Source organism: Bacillus sp. 16GRE42, from assembly GCF_019837435.1.
Classification (GTDB): Bacteria; Bacillota; Bacilli; order Bacillales; family Bacillaceae_G; genus Bacillus_A; species Bacillus_A wiedmannii.
Genome location: NZ_JADAXF010000005.1, coordinates 42,831 through 61,597 on the forward strand (window position 1 = coordinate 42,831; position 18,767 = coordinate 61,597).

Here is an 18,767-nt window from a genome sequence, read left to right on the forward strand (position 1 = left end):
AGGTTAAAAGTTATTAAGTTTTCGATGTAAAATATTTCACTAAACTTAAAAATATAACAATAAGATCATTTAATTCTATGAGTTATTCCATAATGCCCTCCGTCAGTACAACAAGGACACTCATCTTAAATCTCCTTATTCATGACAATTCGATTCTCAATAAACCCAAATTCCTCATAAATTTGAATTGCTTTATTCCCTTTATATACAACAAGACGAACATTTTTTAGACCTTGTGTTTTTAGGTCAGTAATACATTTTTCAAGTAATCTTTTAGCGAAGCCCTTTTTCCTATAATTCTTCAAAATATAAATCTCATAAATAAATCCAATTTCTTCATCAGTGATACTATCTTTTTGAGAGCCAAATAGCACCCATCCCGCCAGTTGTTCCGACTCTTTTACTACTAAGAGCTTACCGTTATTTGCTAATACTTTTTCCATTATTTACATTATCAACAGTATAACTGTTTACAGACCCTTCATTTAAAGCTTGACCGGTAAGTTGTGATACTTCTTCTAAATCCGATTTAGATGCATTTAATATTTCCATACGTCCTCCTTATTAGTTACTAAGCGTATAAATCTCCGAACATATTATCACATCTATTGTACCACTTCTTCTTAAAAATATGCCCTGCAGTGGAACTATATAATGGTAATTATCAAATAACTTAAATTTATTAAAAACTTTATAGTGATGCAACGCCTAATTACGATTTTCTAGCGACAGCAGACACGGTTTCACGAATTTTTTGTAATAATAGGTTCAGTTTACTTTGTACTTCTTCGTTAATTCAAATCCCTCCCTCGGATAATGGAATTAAATAGACGTTTGATTATATAATACATCCAAACTAACACAAAAAGGGCTTCTATAACTTAACCACAATGCAAGAGGTGTGGGAATAAACGGAATCAAATAAAATAAAAATATCTCCATATATTCCATAATTGAGATTATTGTAGTAAGGTATTTTCTGATTTTTAAAACTTATTTACAAAAAATATTACTATTTATTATTTTTTATATTTAAAAAGTTGTAATTAAGGAATCTAAGTTGATTGAGATAATTATGATTTTTAATATGTTAGGAATGGAAAAAAAGCGTATTTTGACTAAGGATCAAAATACGCTTTTTTATTTATTTATTTTGTAAAAGGTGTATAGGTCTAGCTGATAATGATTGTTTTGCTGCTATCCAAACCACAATGATTGTTGTTATAACAGATAAAAGTATGCCTAAAATAGACCAAGTCATATCTATTTTTATGGGCATTTGGAACAAGAAGCGCAAAATGATACCTGAAAAGGCTAATGCAATTCCAGCACCAACTAATCCAGCTGATAGGGAGATAATTGTATCTTCTAATAAAATGGATTTCATCAAATTACTAGAAGACATACCAACTGTTTTCAGAATAGCAACATCTCGTGTCTGTTGCATTAAGCGAATGACAACTGGATTTCCAATTGTGAGAACAGCCGTTAAAAATGCGAACAGCGCTACAATTGAGAAGAAAGCACTTTACATTTGAATAATATACTGAAGACTATCGATTGCTGTAGCAGCAATTGAATATGCCATTGCTGAACTAGGAAGTTTTTCATTTAATTTTTTTAATATAGCATTGGTTTTTTGAGGATCACTATCTAAGGAATAAGTAATTCGGCTTGGTTTCCCATATGTAGCTAATGTTTCAGTTGGGATACGTATGCCAACGGTTTTAACTACACCAGATTTAAAGAAACCTATAATTTTGCAGTTTACTGATTCATTTCCAATTTGAATGTCAACTGTATCGCCAATTTTCATACCTAATTTCTTATAGCTGTCCAAAAGCACTGCCTTTTTCCCTTTTGCATCCGATAAAGCTAAGTCACGCCCTTCAGCTATCGTATAGGCTCTCGAATTAAGGGATGTATCTACCCCTTCTATCGAAATTTTAGTTGAGCTAAAAAATTTATCATCTTTTATATTCTTCATGAATATAGATGCCGCTTCTACCCCGTTAATATTTTGGAGTCTTCCATCTAATTGATACCCTTTTTTCCATCCTTTTATGTCTTTAATAGAGTTTAGTTGTTTTTCAACTTTCTCTTCATCATGAATGAAACTAGTAATAAGAAGATTTCCCATTGCTTCTTTTTCCAATTGGCCTTGAACTGATTCAATTAAATTGTCTGCAAATACATGGCTAGAGACAACAGAAACAACACCAATAGTTAAAGTAACTGCCAATAAACCACTTCGTTTACTTGTAGTAGCCATGTTGTGTAAAGCAAGGAATTGAGTTTGTGGCATTATGTTTTTCATAGCACCAATTAATTTAAATAATAAAGAATATATAAATCCTATAAAACGGATAAAAGCAAAAATAAATAATAGAACTGCATTTGTAAGTAAAAAAGCAAGAAACCACTTAAAGATGGCGTTGCCATTTGTATTTGTTGTAAAAGCTATATTATAAACATAAATAGAAACAATGCCACAAATAAATATAAAGAGTTGAAATTTCTTTTTAAATGGTAAAGTATAATTCACACTTGTATTCTCAGTATCACGTAACATTTGAAGTGGTGATACACGCATGCCACTTTTTACAGGTATCCAAGAAGCTACGAAGGTTACAATTAATCCCACAATAATAGTTGTGAAAATTACAGACCATGAAATTCCCCAATGTAGGGGTAGTGAAAGCACGTCTGCTAGATATGAAGTTAGCCAAATGCTAGCTAATAAGCCAAGTACAATCCCACCAACAGTTCCGAGAATTGCTAACCAAAATGCTTCTAATAGAAAATATTGAATAATATATTTAGTTTTCATTCCTACTGACTTCATAACAGCGATATCATGTGTACGTGAAGCAATAATGACTTTCATTGTGTTAGAAGTAGTGATAGCAGCACTTCCAAGGACTAATACACTGAAAAGTTGAAGAAATGGTAACAACATCCGTAAATCTTTTTGTCTCTCTAGTTCTTTATCCTGAACATCTATTACGCTACTTTGTGGTAATTGTTTTTGGATATTCTTTTTAAAAGAAGTAGTATTAACATTCTCATTTAATAATGATTAATGCTTCATTTTACTTCTTCTGTATCATAATCATTCTTTTTATACGCTGTTTCAAACTTATTTATGAAACGTACCATCCAGTGTAAATCTTGATTTATCATAGGAATAATTAAACTTGATGTTTTACCAGAATCAATTGGACCAATAATAATTGCATTTAGCGTTCTATCTTTCCCCTAAATCCGAACCATTTCTTTATGCTCAATATGAGGCCCAATTTCTACATCAGGATATATTTGTTCTTCTTGGCTATTAAACCATTTTTGTAACTTGTGATTTTTATATTCGTATTTTTGTACCCACTTTAATATCTCCACTCGGTAACGAACAATATGGCCACTATACCAAAGTGTAAATAAAATCATAAATACTGAAGGTAAAAACACAAAAATCATAGTGAGTGTGTGAAAATTCCCTGTTAAAACATGACCTAAGGCCTCATATTCACCAAAATTTAAATGATTTGATTTATCCGTAAGATATGGAATAACCTTTGCATGGATCGGAGCAGTTGCAAACCATAAAAATTGAATATCAACTGCAATATGAGAAGCAATCAAAATTATTAATTTCCCATTTTTTACATGCAAAGCAGGAATACGGCTGTAAAACCTAAAGCTGAACTCTCCTAATAGTAAAGAAAAGAACATTAAAATGAGCGGTACATATGTGATTTCTATAGGAGAAGACGGTGGTTCAAATGCATAGTAAAGTAGTTTTATGTAGTTTACTAAACCGAATCCAAATGAAAGAATAAACCCGCTAATTAAACCAATTGTAGTAAATAGAGATAATCGTTGTTTAAATGTCTCCATATAGGCTCACCTACCTTTTACAGATATAATTGAGCTTTATGATGGAGTGTAAATCGATTATTGAATTCTTGTTTAAATTGTTCTTTTGATTTTTCTAAAAAGAATTTCGCTGCATCTTCGGTTTGTTTTAAATATAAATCAATGCTATTTCTTTCGCATAGTTGCTCGTATTCTTCTTGTGAAAGTACCGCAATATTTACTTCTATTTTTTTATTCGTTGCCGTTTCAATTATTACATCATACCAAAAGTAATTCGGTTTTCCTGGGATTTGGATATCTTGTAGAGAAACACTAAACGTTGCCCCCTCTTCTGTCATATGTTTTAGGACAAGTTCTGGATTCTTAAATGCTTCTCTTGCAGAGAGCACTCCTCCATTCGTTGTTGATACAAATTGTAAATTCATTATCATTTTCCACCTTTCTCCATATAAAAAAAGACAAGCGACACCCACTGTAAAAACAGCGTGTGTCGCTTGCCTTAATTTCATATGTTCTGATTTGATTGTAGTTTTTATTATATGTTCAATCGCTATTCTAACACCTTAAAAAATAGAAATCAATAAAATTGTATATAAGTATATAAAAAACAATAGATTAATATAATTCTACAAGTTTACGTCTTTTTGGATGAATGTTATTTGCAGTACGTGCCATGATCTGTTCATTCGCGTCCATAGTGACACTCTCATTTTGTAAGGATAGTAGTAGTACGTTGTTATAAGTGTTCATTAAAAGAATATCTCTAGGTTTCTCACGTTTCGGATAAATAACAACAAGTGGAACGCCTTCGTCCCCTTCTTTTCTTGAAAATACGACATCGTCTAGTCTAGCAATCATCCTGTAATCATTTTCATTTCCGAAAATAAAAAAGAAATCTTGGATCACATCTTTATCTCTCCTATACGTTCGTCGAAGTCCTCCATCTATTGATTCTTTGAACGTTTGAACCTTTTCAACAAATGCGTAACGCCAATCGGCATCTCCTACTGTACGTTGAGATAAAGATAAAAGAATATCTTGTTCGAAGTTTTGATTATCATCTTTTCCAAGGATGATATCTGAAATAACATCTCCAGCATTTTTAAGTGAGCAGACGTGTAGATGTAGATTGGTTTGATTCATTAAAATTTCATGATATTTCCGCATAGAAAATAATAGATTTTTCATCCGCACGTATGGTGGTTCAGCATCTTCTGCAAGAAACATAGTTTTGTCGTACATAACAAAAACAACGGTTATATTCTCAGTCGTTTTTTGTGAGAATTCTATGTACTTACCTACTTTTTCAACTAAGGTAGCATTTGTTTCTTTACACATATCCATCTCGATATAGATATTTTTACCTTGATATGAAATATGTTCATCTGGAATCAAAGGCAACTGGTCATCCTCAATTTTCATATTTTGTTTCTGGTAAAAAGAACGAATATCCATTTTATATAATAATTCATTGGTTTGAGTTTTCTTTGTAGTCGCTAGAAGAGTACGCATAATGACTTCGCGTGAACATACTGTGTGAAAAGAAGTTGCTCGTGAGTACCTTCTTTTGGAACTTTTAATGGGAATTCTCCCTATCCCCATTAAAAATTCAATTGCTTTTTCTTTTAAGGAAAATAAGGCACGTTTCGTAATGCTGTCATCCCTTTTATCTATTTTTTTAGTTAGCATAGCCCCGTATTGTGAGTATCGGTCAAGTTTTGTAAATATGCTAGCTTCAGAACATTCTCTTCCCTCAAATGCACTATATAACATTGTGATTTGTCGTGTTGTAAGAGCTCTTTTGTAATATAAAACTGTTAACATAAAAACGTCTGCTTCTTTTAAGTGAAAATGTTTTTTGGTACCTGGTCGTTTATATTTATACACTTCTCCGGACAAAGTATACACCTCTTATATTGAATTAGACTTAAATTAAATAATTGTCATTTTTAATATACTATTACATTGATATAGTGGTTGTAAAATAAGAAAACATGAATAAGAGGTTTTGCTTTTCAGAGATACCCTATTTTGTACACCAGAGTTGGGATGGTAACTACTATTATAAATCCATTAAAAATCATGGGTTTATATGGACCTATTAAATCTTTCATGTTGTTAGGCCGATATACTACTAGACATCTAACAATAGTTATAATGAAATTCTGTTATAAAAATAATGTTATGACGTCCTAACATTTATTAGATAGGAATAATAACATTTTGATTGATTACAATTATTCAAGAATTATAAAGAGGAGTTTTCTCTATATTTTTTTAGAAAGTAAACTCTTTGTTGAAGTGCCCTCTCCTACTTTTGTTACTGATTCATTGTAAAAATTCGACTTATTCTTTTAGGTAATTTTTATCTTATTATACTTATTAATTCATTTAGACAAAAAAATAATGAGTGTTTCTACATAATTGTTGGTAAGTTAAAAATGTGTCTACATGTATTTAACATGAAGGTTCCATTCACATGAAATCAATTAGTTGTTAATTTTATGTGAAGTTCTAATTGCTATCATTATTCGTACTAAATTAATAAAACTTTTAGTGTAATGTAAGTATCACTTTGATGTTAATAAGATAAGGATTTTCTGTTAATAATCCAATTTACAGAAATATTTCTTTTTCATAGCAGTGATGCATTTTTTAGCATAATACTATTAGAATGTCTTAGTTTAAGAGATTATTTACAGGGATTTTAAGAACTATTGCATCAGTCAGCTTAACCTTTGATCCCCTTTTTAACATGTTAATTATAAATTGAGATGATCTCTGTTGTTCATATGAAATTAACAGCCGCTCCTAATGGCTTTCTAAGAATGACTGAAATTGACAAGGAATTGAATTTTAATGAGGCACAGAGTAAATTTTTTCTGTCAACAGATACATTCACGTGAACTAACAAGTAATAGGTAAAGAATAGTGCATTAACATAACATTAACAATTGTCATCCTTATAAGAGATAAATCCCTTTAAAACAACTAAGTAATAAAAAACTTAGTGTGAATTATTAAAAAATCTTTATGAAATCTTCTTAGTAACATATATACGCAAGTATGATATCGATTATTTGAATATTAAATATTTTACGTGTGATTTATATAAGTTGTATAAATAAAGTTTATATATAAAACTTATATAAGCGGCTTACAAGAAAATAATAGCGTATTACGTTGTAAATATAATTTAATTTATCCTTTTTATAAAGGTGTTTGTATATACGACTTATATATAAGATTTATATATAAGTCGTATATTATTAATTGTGAGTTTCATGTTAATAAAAATGAGTAATTTTTCCTGTGTTTTTAGCAGTTTTTTTTATAGTATTTTATTACCCGCAATTAAAATGTAAATCACATGAAATTTAAGATTGATATAACATATATACACGTTATATATACGTTGTATATATAAACCCTTATAAAGCATAGATTCTTTATGATTTATTGATATAAGGCTTATATATAAGTCCTATATATAAGTTTTATTTATAATGACTTGATATACAACGTGTAATGATGTACTATGTTTCTAGGAATAATTAACCAATGCTTTAAGGGGGGGACAACTTGAACGAGGTTTTAAGTGAAAAATATCAAACAATCAAGTTTGCAGATGAAGTAGTAAACATGTTTGCTGATATACTTGAACAAGATGAGATACTCTACAGTGTATTTCTATACATAGGAAACGTAGTAAATAAACAATTTCAAGAGACAAAGTACATGAGAGGCATATCGATTAATGAAATAGTGGAAAATGTAGTTATTGATAGGAGAGTAAAGAAGAAAAAAGGTAAATCCTATTCATTAGAAGTTGAACGTACGAATATATCTAGGCGTTCAGCAGAAATAAGTGTGAGTACGCTATCATCAATGTCTTTAATCTATGAAAAGACTATGCATCCATATAAATTTTTAATCTCAACTTATAGAGGGCAACAAGTACTTATTGAGTTAGGGAAAAGAAAAAAGGTAAATAAGGAGAGATAAAATAATGGCAAAAAACTTCTTGAAAAATGAAGTAGCAGTCAAAATGACAATGGTTGGATTTGGTCAAGCTGGTACTAGAATGGTAGATAAATTTGCGGAATATACACATACAGATGGCACAGCAGTATATAATTGCTTAGCACTAAATAGTAATGATGGAGATCTAGCTGAATTAAAAAATGTACCAAAAAGTAATCAAGTTTCACTTAAATTAGGTGGTTTAGGTAAGAACCCTGAGCGTGCGGTAAAAGTTCTTGATTCAAATGAGGAAGCAAAAGATAAATTAAAAGAATTTATTACTGAACGTGTAAGACCTTCTGATGAACTTGTTCTTTTCTTTGCGGGTTTAGGTGGAGGAACAGGAACTTCTACAATCATTAAAGCTATTGAAGAATTTTCTTCTTTTCATAACAAACCAGTAATCAGACAAGAATTACAAAAAGTTGCGCAGCAATATCCAATGTCTGAAATCAAAGCAAATCAAGCAAAGTTTGCGAGAATTGCATTTGAAAATGCTATTGAGCGCAAAGATTTTATTAAAATGGGGATTGTTGTAACACTTCCTGTCCGAGCAGATGGGCCGGATGTATTACGACAAGTAAATAAATTTTCACAGGAGATTTGGAAATTAGCAAATGATAAATCCAAAGGTGTAGCCTTTGTAGTATTTGCTGATAATCAGCACTTCTACGATGAATTTAAGGGATTAAATGAAAATGAGAAAAAAGGTATCGCCAATTCACGGGATTATGCAAATCAACGCATTAGTGAAATTATTCATGAGCTAAATACCGCTGCCAATGGATCTGGTACATCTGTAATACTCGATTCCCAAGACTTTAAGCGTATTTTACTTGAGAAAACGGGCTGTTTAGTAATTAATAAGGTTTCACGTAATATGAACCAGATAGAAAATAGCCATGCAATTATCGAGATGTTCCAAGAATCATTAAGAGGTAGCTCTTTCCATCCCCCAATTGATTTGATGAAGAAGAATAACGATGGTTCTGTAGAAGCGTCAAAAGTACATCATTTTGGTATGCTTGCTATCTTAGATGAGCAAAAAAATATTAATGATTCCTTTATGGATGATGCTAAGGTAGAGGTTTCAAATAATCTACCAATAAACGGTACAGTTTTTAACGGATATTTGGTAAGTAAAAATGATTTCTTAGGAAGTGTATATACGTTCTATAAAACTGATGCATTACCATCGAGATTATCTAAAGGTTTAGTTGAAGAATTTAATGAGTTTAAAGAAAGACAAAGCCAAATTCAGTTTACTAAGTCTCAAATTAGTACTATCGAGAGTATTGATGAGGATGAGGATTTAGGCTTTGCATTTGGAGATTTTATCGATATGGGTAGTGACGAAGAAAATAATAATGCTGGAGCAAATGAAGAAGAAGATTTAGCAGATTTTCTAGATCCTGATAAGATGTTTGGTACTACAAAATAATAAAAAAGTCTGGACTAAGTTCCAGACTTTTTTATTATTCCACAGAATTCATAAGAGATTTAATATAATCAATTATATTATCCTGTATATACTGTTCAATGAAGAGTTGTTTTTTACCCAAATCTTCCTCTTTTTTAAACCATCCTACCTTTCTAGTACGTTCCTCTTCAGCTTTACTATTCCACAGGCCTTCTGCCTGCTTTCTTAACTCCTGACGTGCCCTATGCTCAATAATGAAATTATCAAGTCTATCTTGGCGCTGACGTAATTTTATGGTTTCTGCATCTTCGGGTTGTGGTAACTGTTTAAGTATACTGTCTACCCTCTCTTCGTAACGAGACTCAATATGTTTTATTTTTTCTTCTACCTGTTTAGTTACCATTTTTTCAATGATTTCTGCAGTGGCCTGAAGGTTTAATTCAGTAGACACTTCATTTGATTGATTTTCTAGTGATACAGGTCTTAAATCGAATTGGTGTGGTAATAGGTCAATAATTGCATCTAAAGACCATTTCTCATCCCTTTTCTGCTTAATAAATAGAGCAATTTCAAGATCTAATGTATTATAAAGTTTTTCATTTGTATTTTGGGTTCTTAACGTTTCATGGAGCCCTTTTTCCTCTAAAATATTGAACCAATTATAAACGGTATTGTGATGACGTCCAACTAGTTTAGAGAATTCAGTTATTCGCCATGCCTTTTCAAAAATATTATCATCTAATATGTCATCATCGTTAATTTGATGGTCTTGTGATTCGCTTTTTTGTTCAATCATTGTAACAACCTCCTTAAAAATCAGCTTATGAACACTCAATTTGAAATTAACATGTGGACTGAAATTAACATGTTAGGTAGTATTTCGCTAATACGTATGCAAATCCCTATGTAATCAGTAACTCACATGAAATATAAAATTAACATGTAATCGAATGTTTGTTAACAGAACATTACCTATCTAAATAGAATACGCTGGACTTGTTGATACTATTGTCACCCTAAAGCATACAAATGGCAATGTTCTATCAATGGATAACACTATCTTTTATGTTAGCAAGATTACTGATAGTTGCCATGAGATTAACAAAACACGTTACTTAATACTAATGATAAGGAAATATAGGTATTTTGTAAACAAGTTATGAGGAGATAATCAATGATAGTGCGGAAAAATCAACTAATGTAAGCTAGGGAATTTAAATTATAATGTATAATCGCTAGAAAAAAAGGTAATAATATAACCAAATTAGCAGTATTTTATGAGAACAAATATTGCTAGGAATATAGGATTAGAATTAATGTGAATCGACTTTAAGGTTTAATGCCTACTCTATGTCACGATCAATAGGATATTAATAGTGTATGGAATATTTGAGATAGATTTATGTCACCGTGTTAACACTCGTGATTTTCAAACAATCACAAGATGTCATTTGTTTAATTTTCAACAAGACAGCTGTTGTTAAAGGTTGAAAGCACTCATTTTGGATGAAATTTCACCCCTACTGATATTAACACGAGATGTGAGATTGACACAGTAAGGATTTTTGGTGGATAAATATCAATGTCTTGTCAACTGAACTATCATTAGCTATTGTTGTATTGATGATGTTCTTATTTATATGGGATCAAATATAAGAAAGACTCATTCAAATTAACCGAATAAGTCTTTTAACAACTCTGTAATAATGCTTAATTTAGCGGATGAACTAACATATAATTAATTATTGACTGATTCTGTTGCAAATATCTAAACTTCTATTATTAACATGAGATTGATATTTAAACACATTACCCTAGTTTATTGTCAATTTCATGTTAACCAAAAGGATAAAATGTAAATATGGTAGTTATATCTTGTTGGTAATTAATGTATTAGAAGTTCAAGTTACAGAATTAATAGCTATTAGCAATACCCTATTATAAACTGTTTTTAATAGAGTTATTAATGAGTAATTATACTTATTGCATTATAGGTGTTGATATGAAATTAACACGTTACTTTAAGTCTTAGTACTACATGTTAATGCCAGTTGATATGTCAATGTGAGTACGTGTTGTGAAGAGGTTGTTTCTTGTTCATATAACATTGATAATGTAGCTTTGAGAGTTCAATTGTATATAAACATTATGGTATTTTGTACAAAAGCTCTAGGTCTCTTGAAGTAATTATTTAAATATAAGTAGTACGCTATAAGGTTTGATTTACATGTAAAAGTTAGTTTAAACGAAAGTGGCGAGGATCTGAATGCATAATTCCTCAAATCTACACTTCTATCTTTAACATGAGATTGATATTTAAACACCTTACTAAATCCTAATGTCAATTTTATGTCAACCAAAGGGATGAAATGTTAATACGATAGTTTCATATAGAGTATTGATAGATGGAACTGTGTACATGATTAGGAGTTTTATATCTTGTGATAAGTATTTAAGTGATTAATAAATTTATTAGAAGATCAAGTTACAGAATTGATAGCTATTAACAATGTTTCTATTAAAAAAGTGTTTTTCTATAGGGGTGTTAATAAATATTTATAGTTAATGCACCCAGGATGTTGATATGAAATCAACATATATTGTAGTTTCTGAGATTACATGTCAATGTTAGTCGATATGTCAATGTCAGTGCGCGTTTCAAAGGGGGATTTTCTTATTCAAATGACATCAATAATAGGGATAATGTAGTTTTGAAAGTTCAAATGGTATATAAACATCTTGGTATTTTGTACAAAAGCTCCAGGCATCTTGAAGTAATCATTTAAATAAGTGATACATTAAAAGATTTGAATGACATGTAAAAGTTAATTTAAATGAAAGTGACAAGGATCTGAATGTATAATTGCTTGATTTTGTGTGTATAATTAACATGTAAACAATGATTGGTTGAATCTGTTGCAAATATCTGCACCACTATTATTAACATAAAATTGAATTTAAATACTTTACTATATTCTATTGTTAACTTCATGTTAACCAAAAGGATAAAATGTTAATGTGATAGTATATTAATAGATTGAGATTTGCATTTGATTAGAAGTTTTATATTTAGTTAATAAGTAATTAATTAATTTATTTATTAACTGTTTATATTACAGCATTAATAGCTATGAATAATATTACCGTAAAACGTATTTTTAAATTATTAATGAGTATTTGTATTTATTGCATAAAAACTGTTGATATAAAATTAACATTTCTTTTTTATTTTCGTTTGACATGTCAATGTGAGTTGATATGTCAATGTGAGTTTAGGGTGCGAAATGGATTTTCTTGTTCATATGACATCAATAACAGAGATAATGGAATTTCGAAAGTTGAATAATATATAAAGATTATAGTGTTTTTATGAAAGCTCCAGATCTCTTGAAGTAATCTTTTGAATATAGTGGTCTGTTAAGAGGGTTTATTGAAATGTAATAGTTTTTCTACATGAAGATGATAAAAATCTAAATGTATATTGCTATTAATAGATGGTTATTTATAATTTTTCCTGTTAAGAAGTGTATCTTATAAGATTTTAATGCTATCTAATATATATACTTATTCTATTAAAATGTTGATATGAAATTAACAATTCTCCTTGGATTTTTCTTTGTATATTAATGTCTGTTTATATATGAATGTGAGTGTACTTAATAAAATGGGTTTTTATTGTTTACATAATATTAATATGAGGACGATTGTATGTTAAGTAGTTTTAAAAATTTAATCGTAAATAAAATTACGAGATTTTGTTATAATAATCGCAGATTCCTAGTAAATAATCTTCTGTACATTGTATTATTCTAAAAATTGTTTGAATAATATAGAAGTTTGTGTAATTAACTGTATTTTTGAGTTTAGATACATGGAAGTATAGAGAAAGAGGAATAGTTATATGTGCACAAGGATGCAATAAAGCTATTGACTTTTAAAAATTATAGCTTTATTCTTATTTGTGAATAACAATTATTCAAGATTAATATGCAAATTAGTAGATTTAATTACTAGCTAAACGGACACACCGAAGGCACATAACCTGCCATTGGTGTGTCTTTTTTTTGTATATATAACATTTGAGAGGGAGAATCCAGACTATGAATGAAATTATAAACCTGAGTAAAAAGAGATTTACAAAGTATTGTGAGGATAATACAACATTTGAGGAAAGTATTAATCGGATGATTAATCATTACTTTTTGCAGTTAGGTAATAGAACGAATATCTTACAAGAAAGAGAATTTAATAACGAAGTTGAAGAACAAAAATTTAAAAATAATGTAAAACGTTTTGAAACTTTATTCCCAGCAGCAGCTAAGAATGCGTTTTTAAAAGGGTATCATCTTTGCCTAGAGTTTATACATCATCCTGAAACACAAATTCCAGACACTTTATATACTGATCCTAACTTTATAAAAGATATTCCTTTGCCTTAGCAAATGCATCTGAATTTGAATTATACGAAATCATTCGAACAGATGAAACACAGGAGTTTTGTGTGTTTGCCGTACGAACATATGAGGGGATTCATCCATTACTAGAACGAGTATTCTGTGAAATCGCATTCGCTGGTGCTGAATGTGCTTTTGAACATGAGCGATTGGAAAAAGGTTTTGAATTAGAGAAAGGTGATATTACCTCGTTAACCAAAGCTCCTGTAGATCTTCTTTTTGCTATTACGTCTTCAATTAATGGAGTTGTTGTGCATGCAGAAGAGCATTGTGAGATCTGGAATCTAAATTGGAATAGTAAAGTAACAATTGACGACCCTTTTATTGAGGTTGCTGAGGTTATATTTATTTATCAAACAAAGAATATGATTCAAAAAAATATTGAAGATGGTGTTTTATACTACAGCATTCTTTATCTTGATACACCTTTACATGAGATACAAGATTGATTAGAAATACGAGTAAAATTAAATTCAAATTTTGGGGCTCCACGTCCAATGGAACAAGTTGAAATCGAGTATATTCTGAATGAGATTATTGGGAAGGTTCATCTTCAGGCACAGATTCCAATTGAAAATATGATATTAATCCAACGTTAGAGTTTGTAGGAGGTTAACTATGTTGAAAAAAATCGTTTTAGCTATTAGTGATACTGTATATACGGCATATTTACGTGAGGATTTTATTGGTGCGGGATTTGAATTAGCTGATAGTGATGTGATGCACATCAAGTACCTAGATGAAATTCTAGATATGGAACAGCCCAATATTCTATGTATTAATGACAAACGATTAAATATTGATGCGGGACATGAAGAGAAACGTGAATTGATTATCTTACAAAAACTAAGAGATATTCGCTTTAATCGGGATATTCGTATTGTGGTATTTACAGAGCGTGAAAATGATGATGAGTTTTTGGCGAAATTGATTTATCTAGGTATCTATGACATTTTTAACTCTCGTAAAATTGATCTTGATAATAAAGTCATCCCTCAGCTGCTGCAGGAATCGGATATTAAAAATGTAGCAGAAATCGTAGGAGCAAGTCAGGCGCCGCAACAAACAAAACTGCCTGACGTTCCTTCTGATGAGGAAGAAGAGGAAATTTCAAGTGAATTAGAGGAAGATAGAAACAGTGAGCCTCCCTCTAATTCAAAATTATATAAAAACAAACAAAAGTGTAAGTCTATTCAAGAGGAAACCCCAAAAGCACCTATTATAAAAAAACAGTACAAATTAGCCTACTTTTATTAATTAATTGTGTTTCCTAATGTAGCTTTCTTTGTACAAACACAGAAAAAGGCACCCATTTTGAAGTGCCTCTCCCGATTTACATAAGACTTTTCTTACCTCACAAATATATCTGGATTTCCACCCAATTTATATTGTACTCTATTAGTCTATGAACTTTAAGTGGTTTAATGTAAATTTTATATAGATAATTTCATAGAAATAATAAATTTAAAAACATCAGTCATGTTAATCTATAATCGGATCAAATTATAGAATGAAGGTTGCACTATGGATAAAAATACTGATAAGCATGGAGAAAGGACTACATTGACTATTTATGAGTAATTTATAGAAGTTTTTGAAGGAAAAATAGGTGATATTTTAACATCCGCAGAAATACAAGACAGATTAAAAACAAAATTCAATACAAATCCAGGGAGTATTATTCCTGCTGATTATTGTTATAACCGTTACAATAAAGGAAGGGTTTCTAATAAAAATCTGTTTATATATATAAACAGATTTATGTATAGATATCTTAGTGAAAACTGTCCTTATACGGGACTAGTTTTTCACAAACCTAAAGGGGCGGATTATGAATCTGTTGTAGGTGAGTGGGTTAATGGTCAACTTCATCTCTATAAAGATAAAGATAAAAATACAATAGGAATCTCACAAATAAAAAAGTTATATGAATCATATTTTGAAATGCTACGATATGAAATCAATGTCCTTGGATGAAAGGCAACTGAAGTGAGACATCTTATAGGTCGTTTAGGTGAATTCTTTTGTGTCCTTCACACAAATGGAGAGTTATCAAAAATGACCAATCAGCATGGATATGATGTTATAAAAGCAGGAAGAAGAATAAGTGTTAAAACAACTGCCCAAGATAATGGTTTTATTAGAATCAATCAAAATACATTTGATCAATTCGATGATTTATTCGTAGTTCAGTACACAGATGACGACTTAAATTTGTTATTTTATGCGGCAAAGGAAGAAATCCCATCGTGTAGAACATATGGGAATAAATACGAGATCGATATTAAATCTTTAAAAAGAGCAGGAAAGACACTCTTATAAGAGTGTCTTTCTCAATAGTTTTTTAGCAGAAGCAACTGCATCCGATAATGATTAATAAAATAAACAATACAACTAATAAAGCAAATCCTCCAGCGAAACCGCAGGCTTCGCCACAACTACCACCATATCCCATAACAATAGTCCCTCCTTTAAATCAGAAGGTAAAACTAGGGTTCATTTCATGGTTCTTAATGGATTCAACTTACTTTATGATTTTATGAATAGATTGAGCAGGTCCTTTTGAAAATAAAAAAAAGACGCTAAAAAGCGCCTCCCATTTTGGGAAATAAGAAGTAAGTTTTTAAGATAACTGAAAAAATAGAACAGGTGCTTAGATTTTATCACGATTTTTTTCTAAATGAACATGCATTATTACATATCATCATAAACCCCTCTATTTTCCATTTTATAAAGTATATTACCAATATTGACAAGATTCGAATGGATTTTTATGTATATTCAAAATATTTACAAAAATAACAAAAGTGTTACATTTAAGATGCAAGTTATAAAAAATATTAAGGGGGATTTATTATGTTCAAGAAATTAGTAGTTGGAGCATTAGCAACTGGTATTGCATTAACAGGAGGAATTGGGGCTGCGTCAGCGAGTACAGAAGGTGTAGAGAACACAAATAAAATGGCACCATCAATCGCAGCATTAGAAAACACAACATATTATTATAATTCTGAATATGATTTCTGGTTCACACATGATAGGGACAGAGACGTATATAAAACTTATAAATTTCTTAGTCGAGATGGTTATTTTGCCAACTCTTTTGAGGATACAAATCGAAGAATTAAGTGGTATTTTAAAGGTGTAGTTGGAGATGCACCAGGTGGCGGTAAATATGGACATTATGAAGGTAGACAATATTAATAATTTAAATAAAAAGCCCTAATATTTCAGGGCTTTTTATTTATGGAAATCTATAGAAAAAGACACCCTAAGGTGCCTTCCTCCGACTTGAACCACGTTCATTTAATATAAACTTATCCGTATTATCCCTTTGTTATACCTATAAACATATCCTATAAAACAGAATCGTCTATATACACCAGATTGTTAGTTTACAAAATACAAGAGATTTGAGATCGGTATTAGAGTGACGCCACACCTTCTATAATAATTGATATGTTACGCCTATAAAAAGAATCTGTTTTATAGAATGTATTCACATTTTTATTTTACTATATGTAATATTTATTTGGTGTAATATTTACGAATATGTATAATTGCATAAGGTTTATAAAAAGGAGAGTATAATTGGGTATTGTGTAATAAAGATAAGACTCATCTACGAAAATAGGTGGGTTTTAGGTTGGATATTACTTTCTCATTGCACAAAAGGAATTTTGCATTTAAATAATAGTATATTTTTAAATTTCTTATATTGAGAATTACGATTAACAAGAGAATGACAGCAGTGAAGACACCTAAAAATAAGGAAGTAGATTCTACTCTACAGGTTGACTACGAATTTATAGATTCATGGTAACCCAAGTGGCTATAAACAATATCATTAATAGTATTACAATGATATACAATTCGGGTTAAGGTATCTTAATATCGATCATTACGCCCATTGATCTTCCCATTACTCCTGCTACAATCCCATTTAATACGGGGGTCATATCTTAAAACGTGAATATAATAATACCACTAACAAAAATACCAATCAGGAGTCCTAAAACAGAGGCTGTACTTAAATTGTTATTACATTATTTGTAAGATGAATTTTTTGTTCATTTAAAAATCCAAACAAACTTATTAATGCATTACGGAGGTTAACAGGTAAAAACATCAATCATACAGATTTCTGGACTTAAAAAGGGTTACTAAACTATGTAGTCCTTTTTAACAATTTAGTTTCTAAAAATCTATATTTTTTTGTAATTCAGTTGCAAACTACAAAATTTCTTTTAAAAGAAATGTACGTACATACACATTATATTTTATTCCATAACGCTCTATCTTTTTTCACGATAATTTAATATCGTGAAAAATAAAATATTAGGTACGACATTACTTTGTTGTTTATATAGATTTGTAATTAAACTATATATTGAAATTAGTAATAATAAAATGTATTATTGAAAAGCACAATTTATAATTCAAGTAATCAAGACTATGTACCTATAATAATTTGAACATTCAGAAATTATAATATTGTCTAAAAATGAGGTGAGATTCATAGAAACAGTACATATTAAATAGTATGGATTATATAGTATAAATGATTTTTATAATAGAGAAGAAGCTTCTAAGAAGGGGATATTTACAATCTCTAGAGTAGATGCTAAGAATATAACATTGCTCTATATAGGAAAAACCAAAAGAAGCTTTATACAAAAGATAAGGGAACTTAATAAGGAGTGGCTTTATGAGGATAGCGAATTAAAGATTACATTAGGAATAATAGAATTTCCTAGTGGTGAAAGTTACTCTGAAAAGAAGGCAAAAGAGATAAAATCTCTTTTGATTTTACGACATACCCCATTAGAAAACGAAACATCTTTATTATACCATAGAGGGAAATTTAATTTAAAAATTATAAATAAGGGAAGAAGAGGTTTAATTGTTAAAAAGCTTTCTACAGAGGATCTAATATGGATGTAATTGGAATCACCTTTGAATAAAATTAAAGGTTTCTTAAGTGCCGAGGCTTA

The 18,767-nt window shown here is 30.1% G+C and carries 10 protein-coding genes and 5 pseudogenes; 7 read left to right on the forward strand and 8 right to left on the reverse strand.

Translation table 11 applies throughout. From position 1 onward, the window contains the following. Positions 1-125: 125 nt before the first annotated feature. From ILS93_RS23465 to ILS93_RS23485, 6 genes and pseudogenes are all read right to left on the reverse strand, one after another. Positions 126-443 carry a GNAT family N-acetyltransferase gene (locus ILS93_RS23465; RefSeq protein ID WP_241949910.1) on the reverse strand — a complete coding sequence of 106 codons (318 nt, stop codon included), beginning with the start codon at positions 441-443 and terminating at the stop codon, positions 126-128. Next, a complete protein-coding gene (locus ILS93_RS28785; protein ID WP_261784306.1) occupies positions 421-552 on the reverse strand; it encodes a hypothetical protein in 132 nt (43 codons plus the stop codon). The genes ILS93_RS23465 and ILS93_RS28785 overlap by 23 nt, the downstream gene beginning before the upstream one ends. 592 nt (positions 553-1,144) lie before the next feature. Next, positions 1,145-3,076: pseudogene (locus tag ILS93_RS23470) on the reverse strand (ABC transporter permease); the annotation flags it as partial. 14 nt (positions 3,077-3,090) lie between these two features. Then, positions 3,091-3,897: pseudogene (locus ILS93_RS23475) on the reverse strand (hypothetical protein); the annotation flags it as partial. 17 nt (positions 3,898-3,914) lie between these two features. Continuing rightward, positions 3,915-4,301, reverse strand: a complete 387-nt coding sequence (locus ILS93_RS23480) for a hypothetical protein (protein WP_258126921.1) — start codon at positions 4,299-4,301, stop codon at positions 3,915-3,917. 190 nt (positions 4,302-4,491) lie between these two features. After that, positions 4,492-5,775 carry a replication-relaxation family protein gene (locus ILS93_RS23485; protein ID WP_222661412.1) on the reverse strand — a complete coding sequence of 428 codons (1,284 nt, stop codon included), beginning with the start codon at positions 5,773-5,775 and terminating at the stop codon, positions 4,492-4,494. A 1,683-nt stretch (positions 5,776-7,458) separates the two neighbouring features. Between ILS93_RS23485 and ILS93_RS23490 the strand changes: the two genes are divergently transcribed. Next, complete coding sequence (locus ILS93_RS23490; RefSeq protein WP_016089810.1) at positions 7,459-7,881, forward strand: hypothetical protein; 423 nt, start codon at positions 7,459-7,461, stop codon at positions 7,879-7,881. 4 nt (positions 7,882-7,885) lie between these two features. Beyond that, positions 7,886-9,340, forward strand: a complete 1,455-nt coding sequence (locus ILS93_RS23495) for an FtsZ/tubulin family protein (protein WP_088047578.1) — start codon at positions 7,886-7,888, stop codon at positions 9,338-9,340. A 34-nt stretch (positions 9,341-9,374) separates the two neighbouring features. On the opposite strand, the gene ILS93_RS23500 is transcribed toward ILS93_RS23495, so the two are convergent. Next, a complete protein-coding gene (locus ILS93_RS23500) occupies positions 9,375-10,115 on the reverse strand; it encodes a MerR family transcriptional regulator (protein ID WP_088047579.1) in 741 nt (246 codons plus the stop codon). Between the two features lie 3,304 nt (positions 10,116-13,419). Between ILS93_RS23500 and ILS93_RS23505 the strand changes: the two are divergent. The 3 pseudogenes from ILS93_RS23505 to ILS93_RS23515 all read left to right on the forward strand — a co-directional run bounded on the left by ILS93_RS23505 (position 13,420) and on the right by ILS93_RS23515 (position 16,095). After that, positions 13,420-14,372, forward strand: a pseudogene (locus tag ILS93_RS23505) (hypothetical protein). A gap of 19 nt (positions 14,373-14,391) precedes the next feature. Further along, positions 14,392-15,021: pseudogene (locus ILS93_RS23510) on the forward strand (hypothetical protein); the annotation flags it as partial. 336 nt (positions 15,022-15,357) lie between these two features. Then, positions 15,358-16,095: pseudogene (locus tag ILS93_RS23515) on the forward strand (DUF7225 domain-containing protein). Positions 16,096-16,117: 22 nt separating this feature from the next. On the opposite strand, the gene ILS93_RS23520 reads toward ILS93_RS23515, so the two are convergent. Continuing rightward, positions 16,118-16,228, reverse strand: a complete 111-nt coding sequence (locus ILS93_RS23520; protein WP_088047580.1) for a YjcZ family sporulation protein — start codon at positions 16,226-16,228, stop codon at positions 16,118-16,120. 401 nt (positions 16,229-16,629) lie between these two features. Between ILS93_RS23520 and ILS93_RS23525 the strand changes: the two genes are divergently transcribed. Both ILS93_RS23525 and ILS93_RS23530 read left to right on the forward strand, forming a co-directional pair. Continuing rightward, positions 16,630-16,977, forward strand: coding sequence for an LCI fold-containing protein (locus tag ILS93_RS23525; protein ID WP_088060755.1), 348 nt, complete (start codon positions 16,630-16,632; stop codon positions 16,975-16,977). A 1,353-nt stretch (positions 16,978-18,330) separates the two neighbouring features. Further along, a complete protein-coding gene (locus tag ILS93_RS23530; RefSeq protein WP_222661546.1) occupies positions 18,331-18,717 on the forward strand; it encodes a sodium:proton symporter in 387 nt (128 codons plus the stop codon). Positions 18,718-18,767 lie beyond the last annotated feature (50 nt).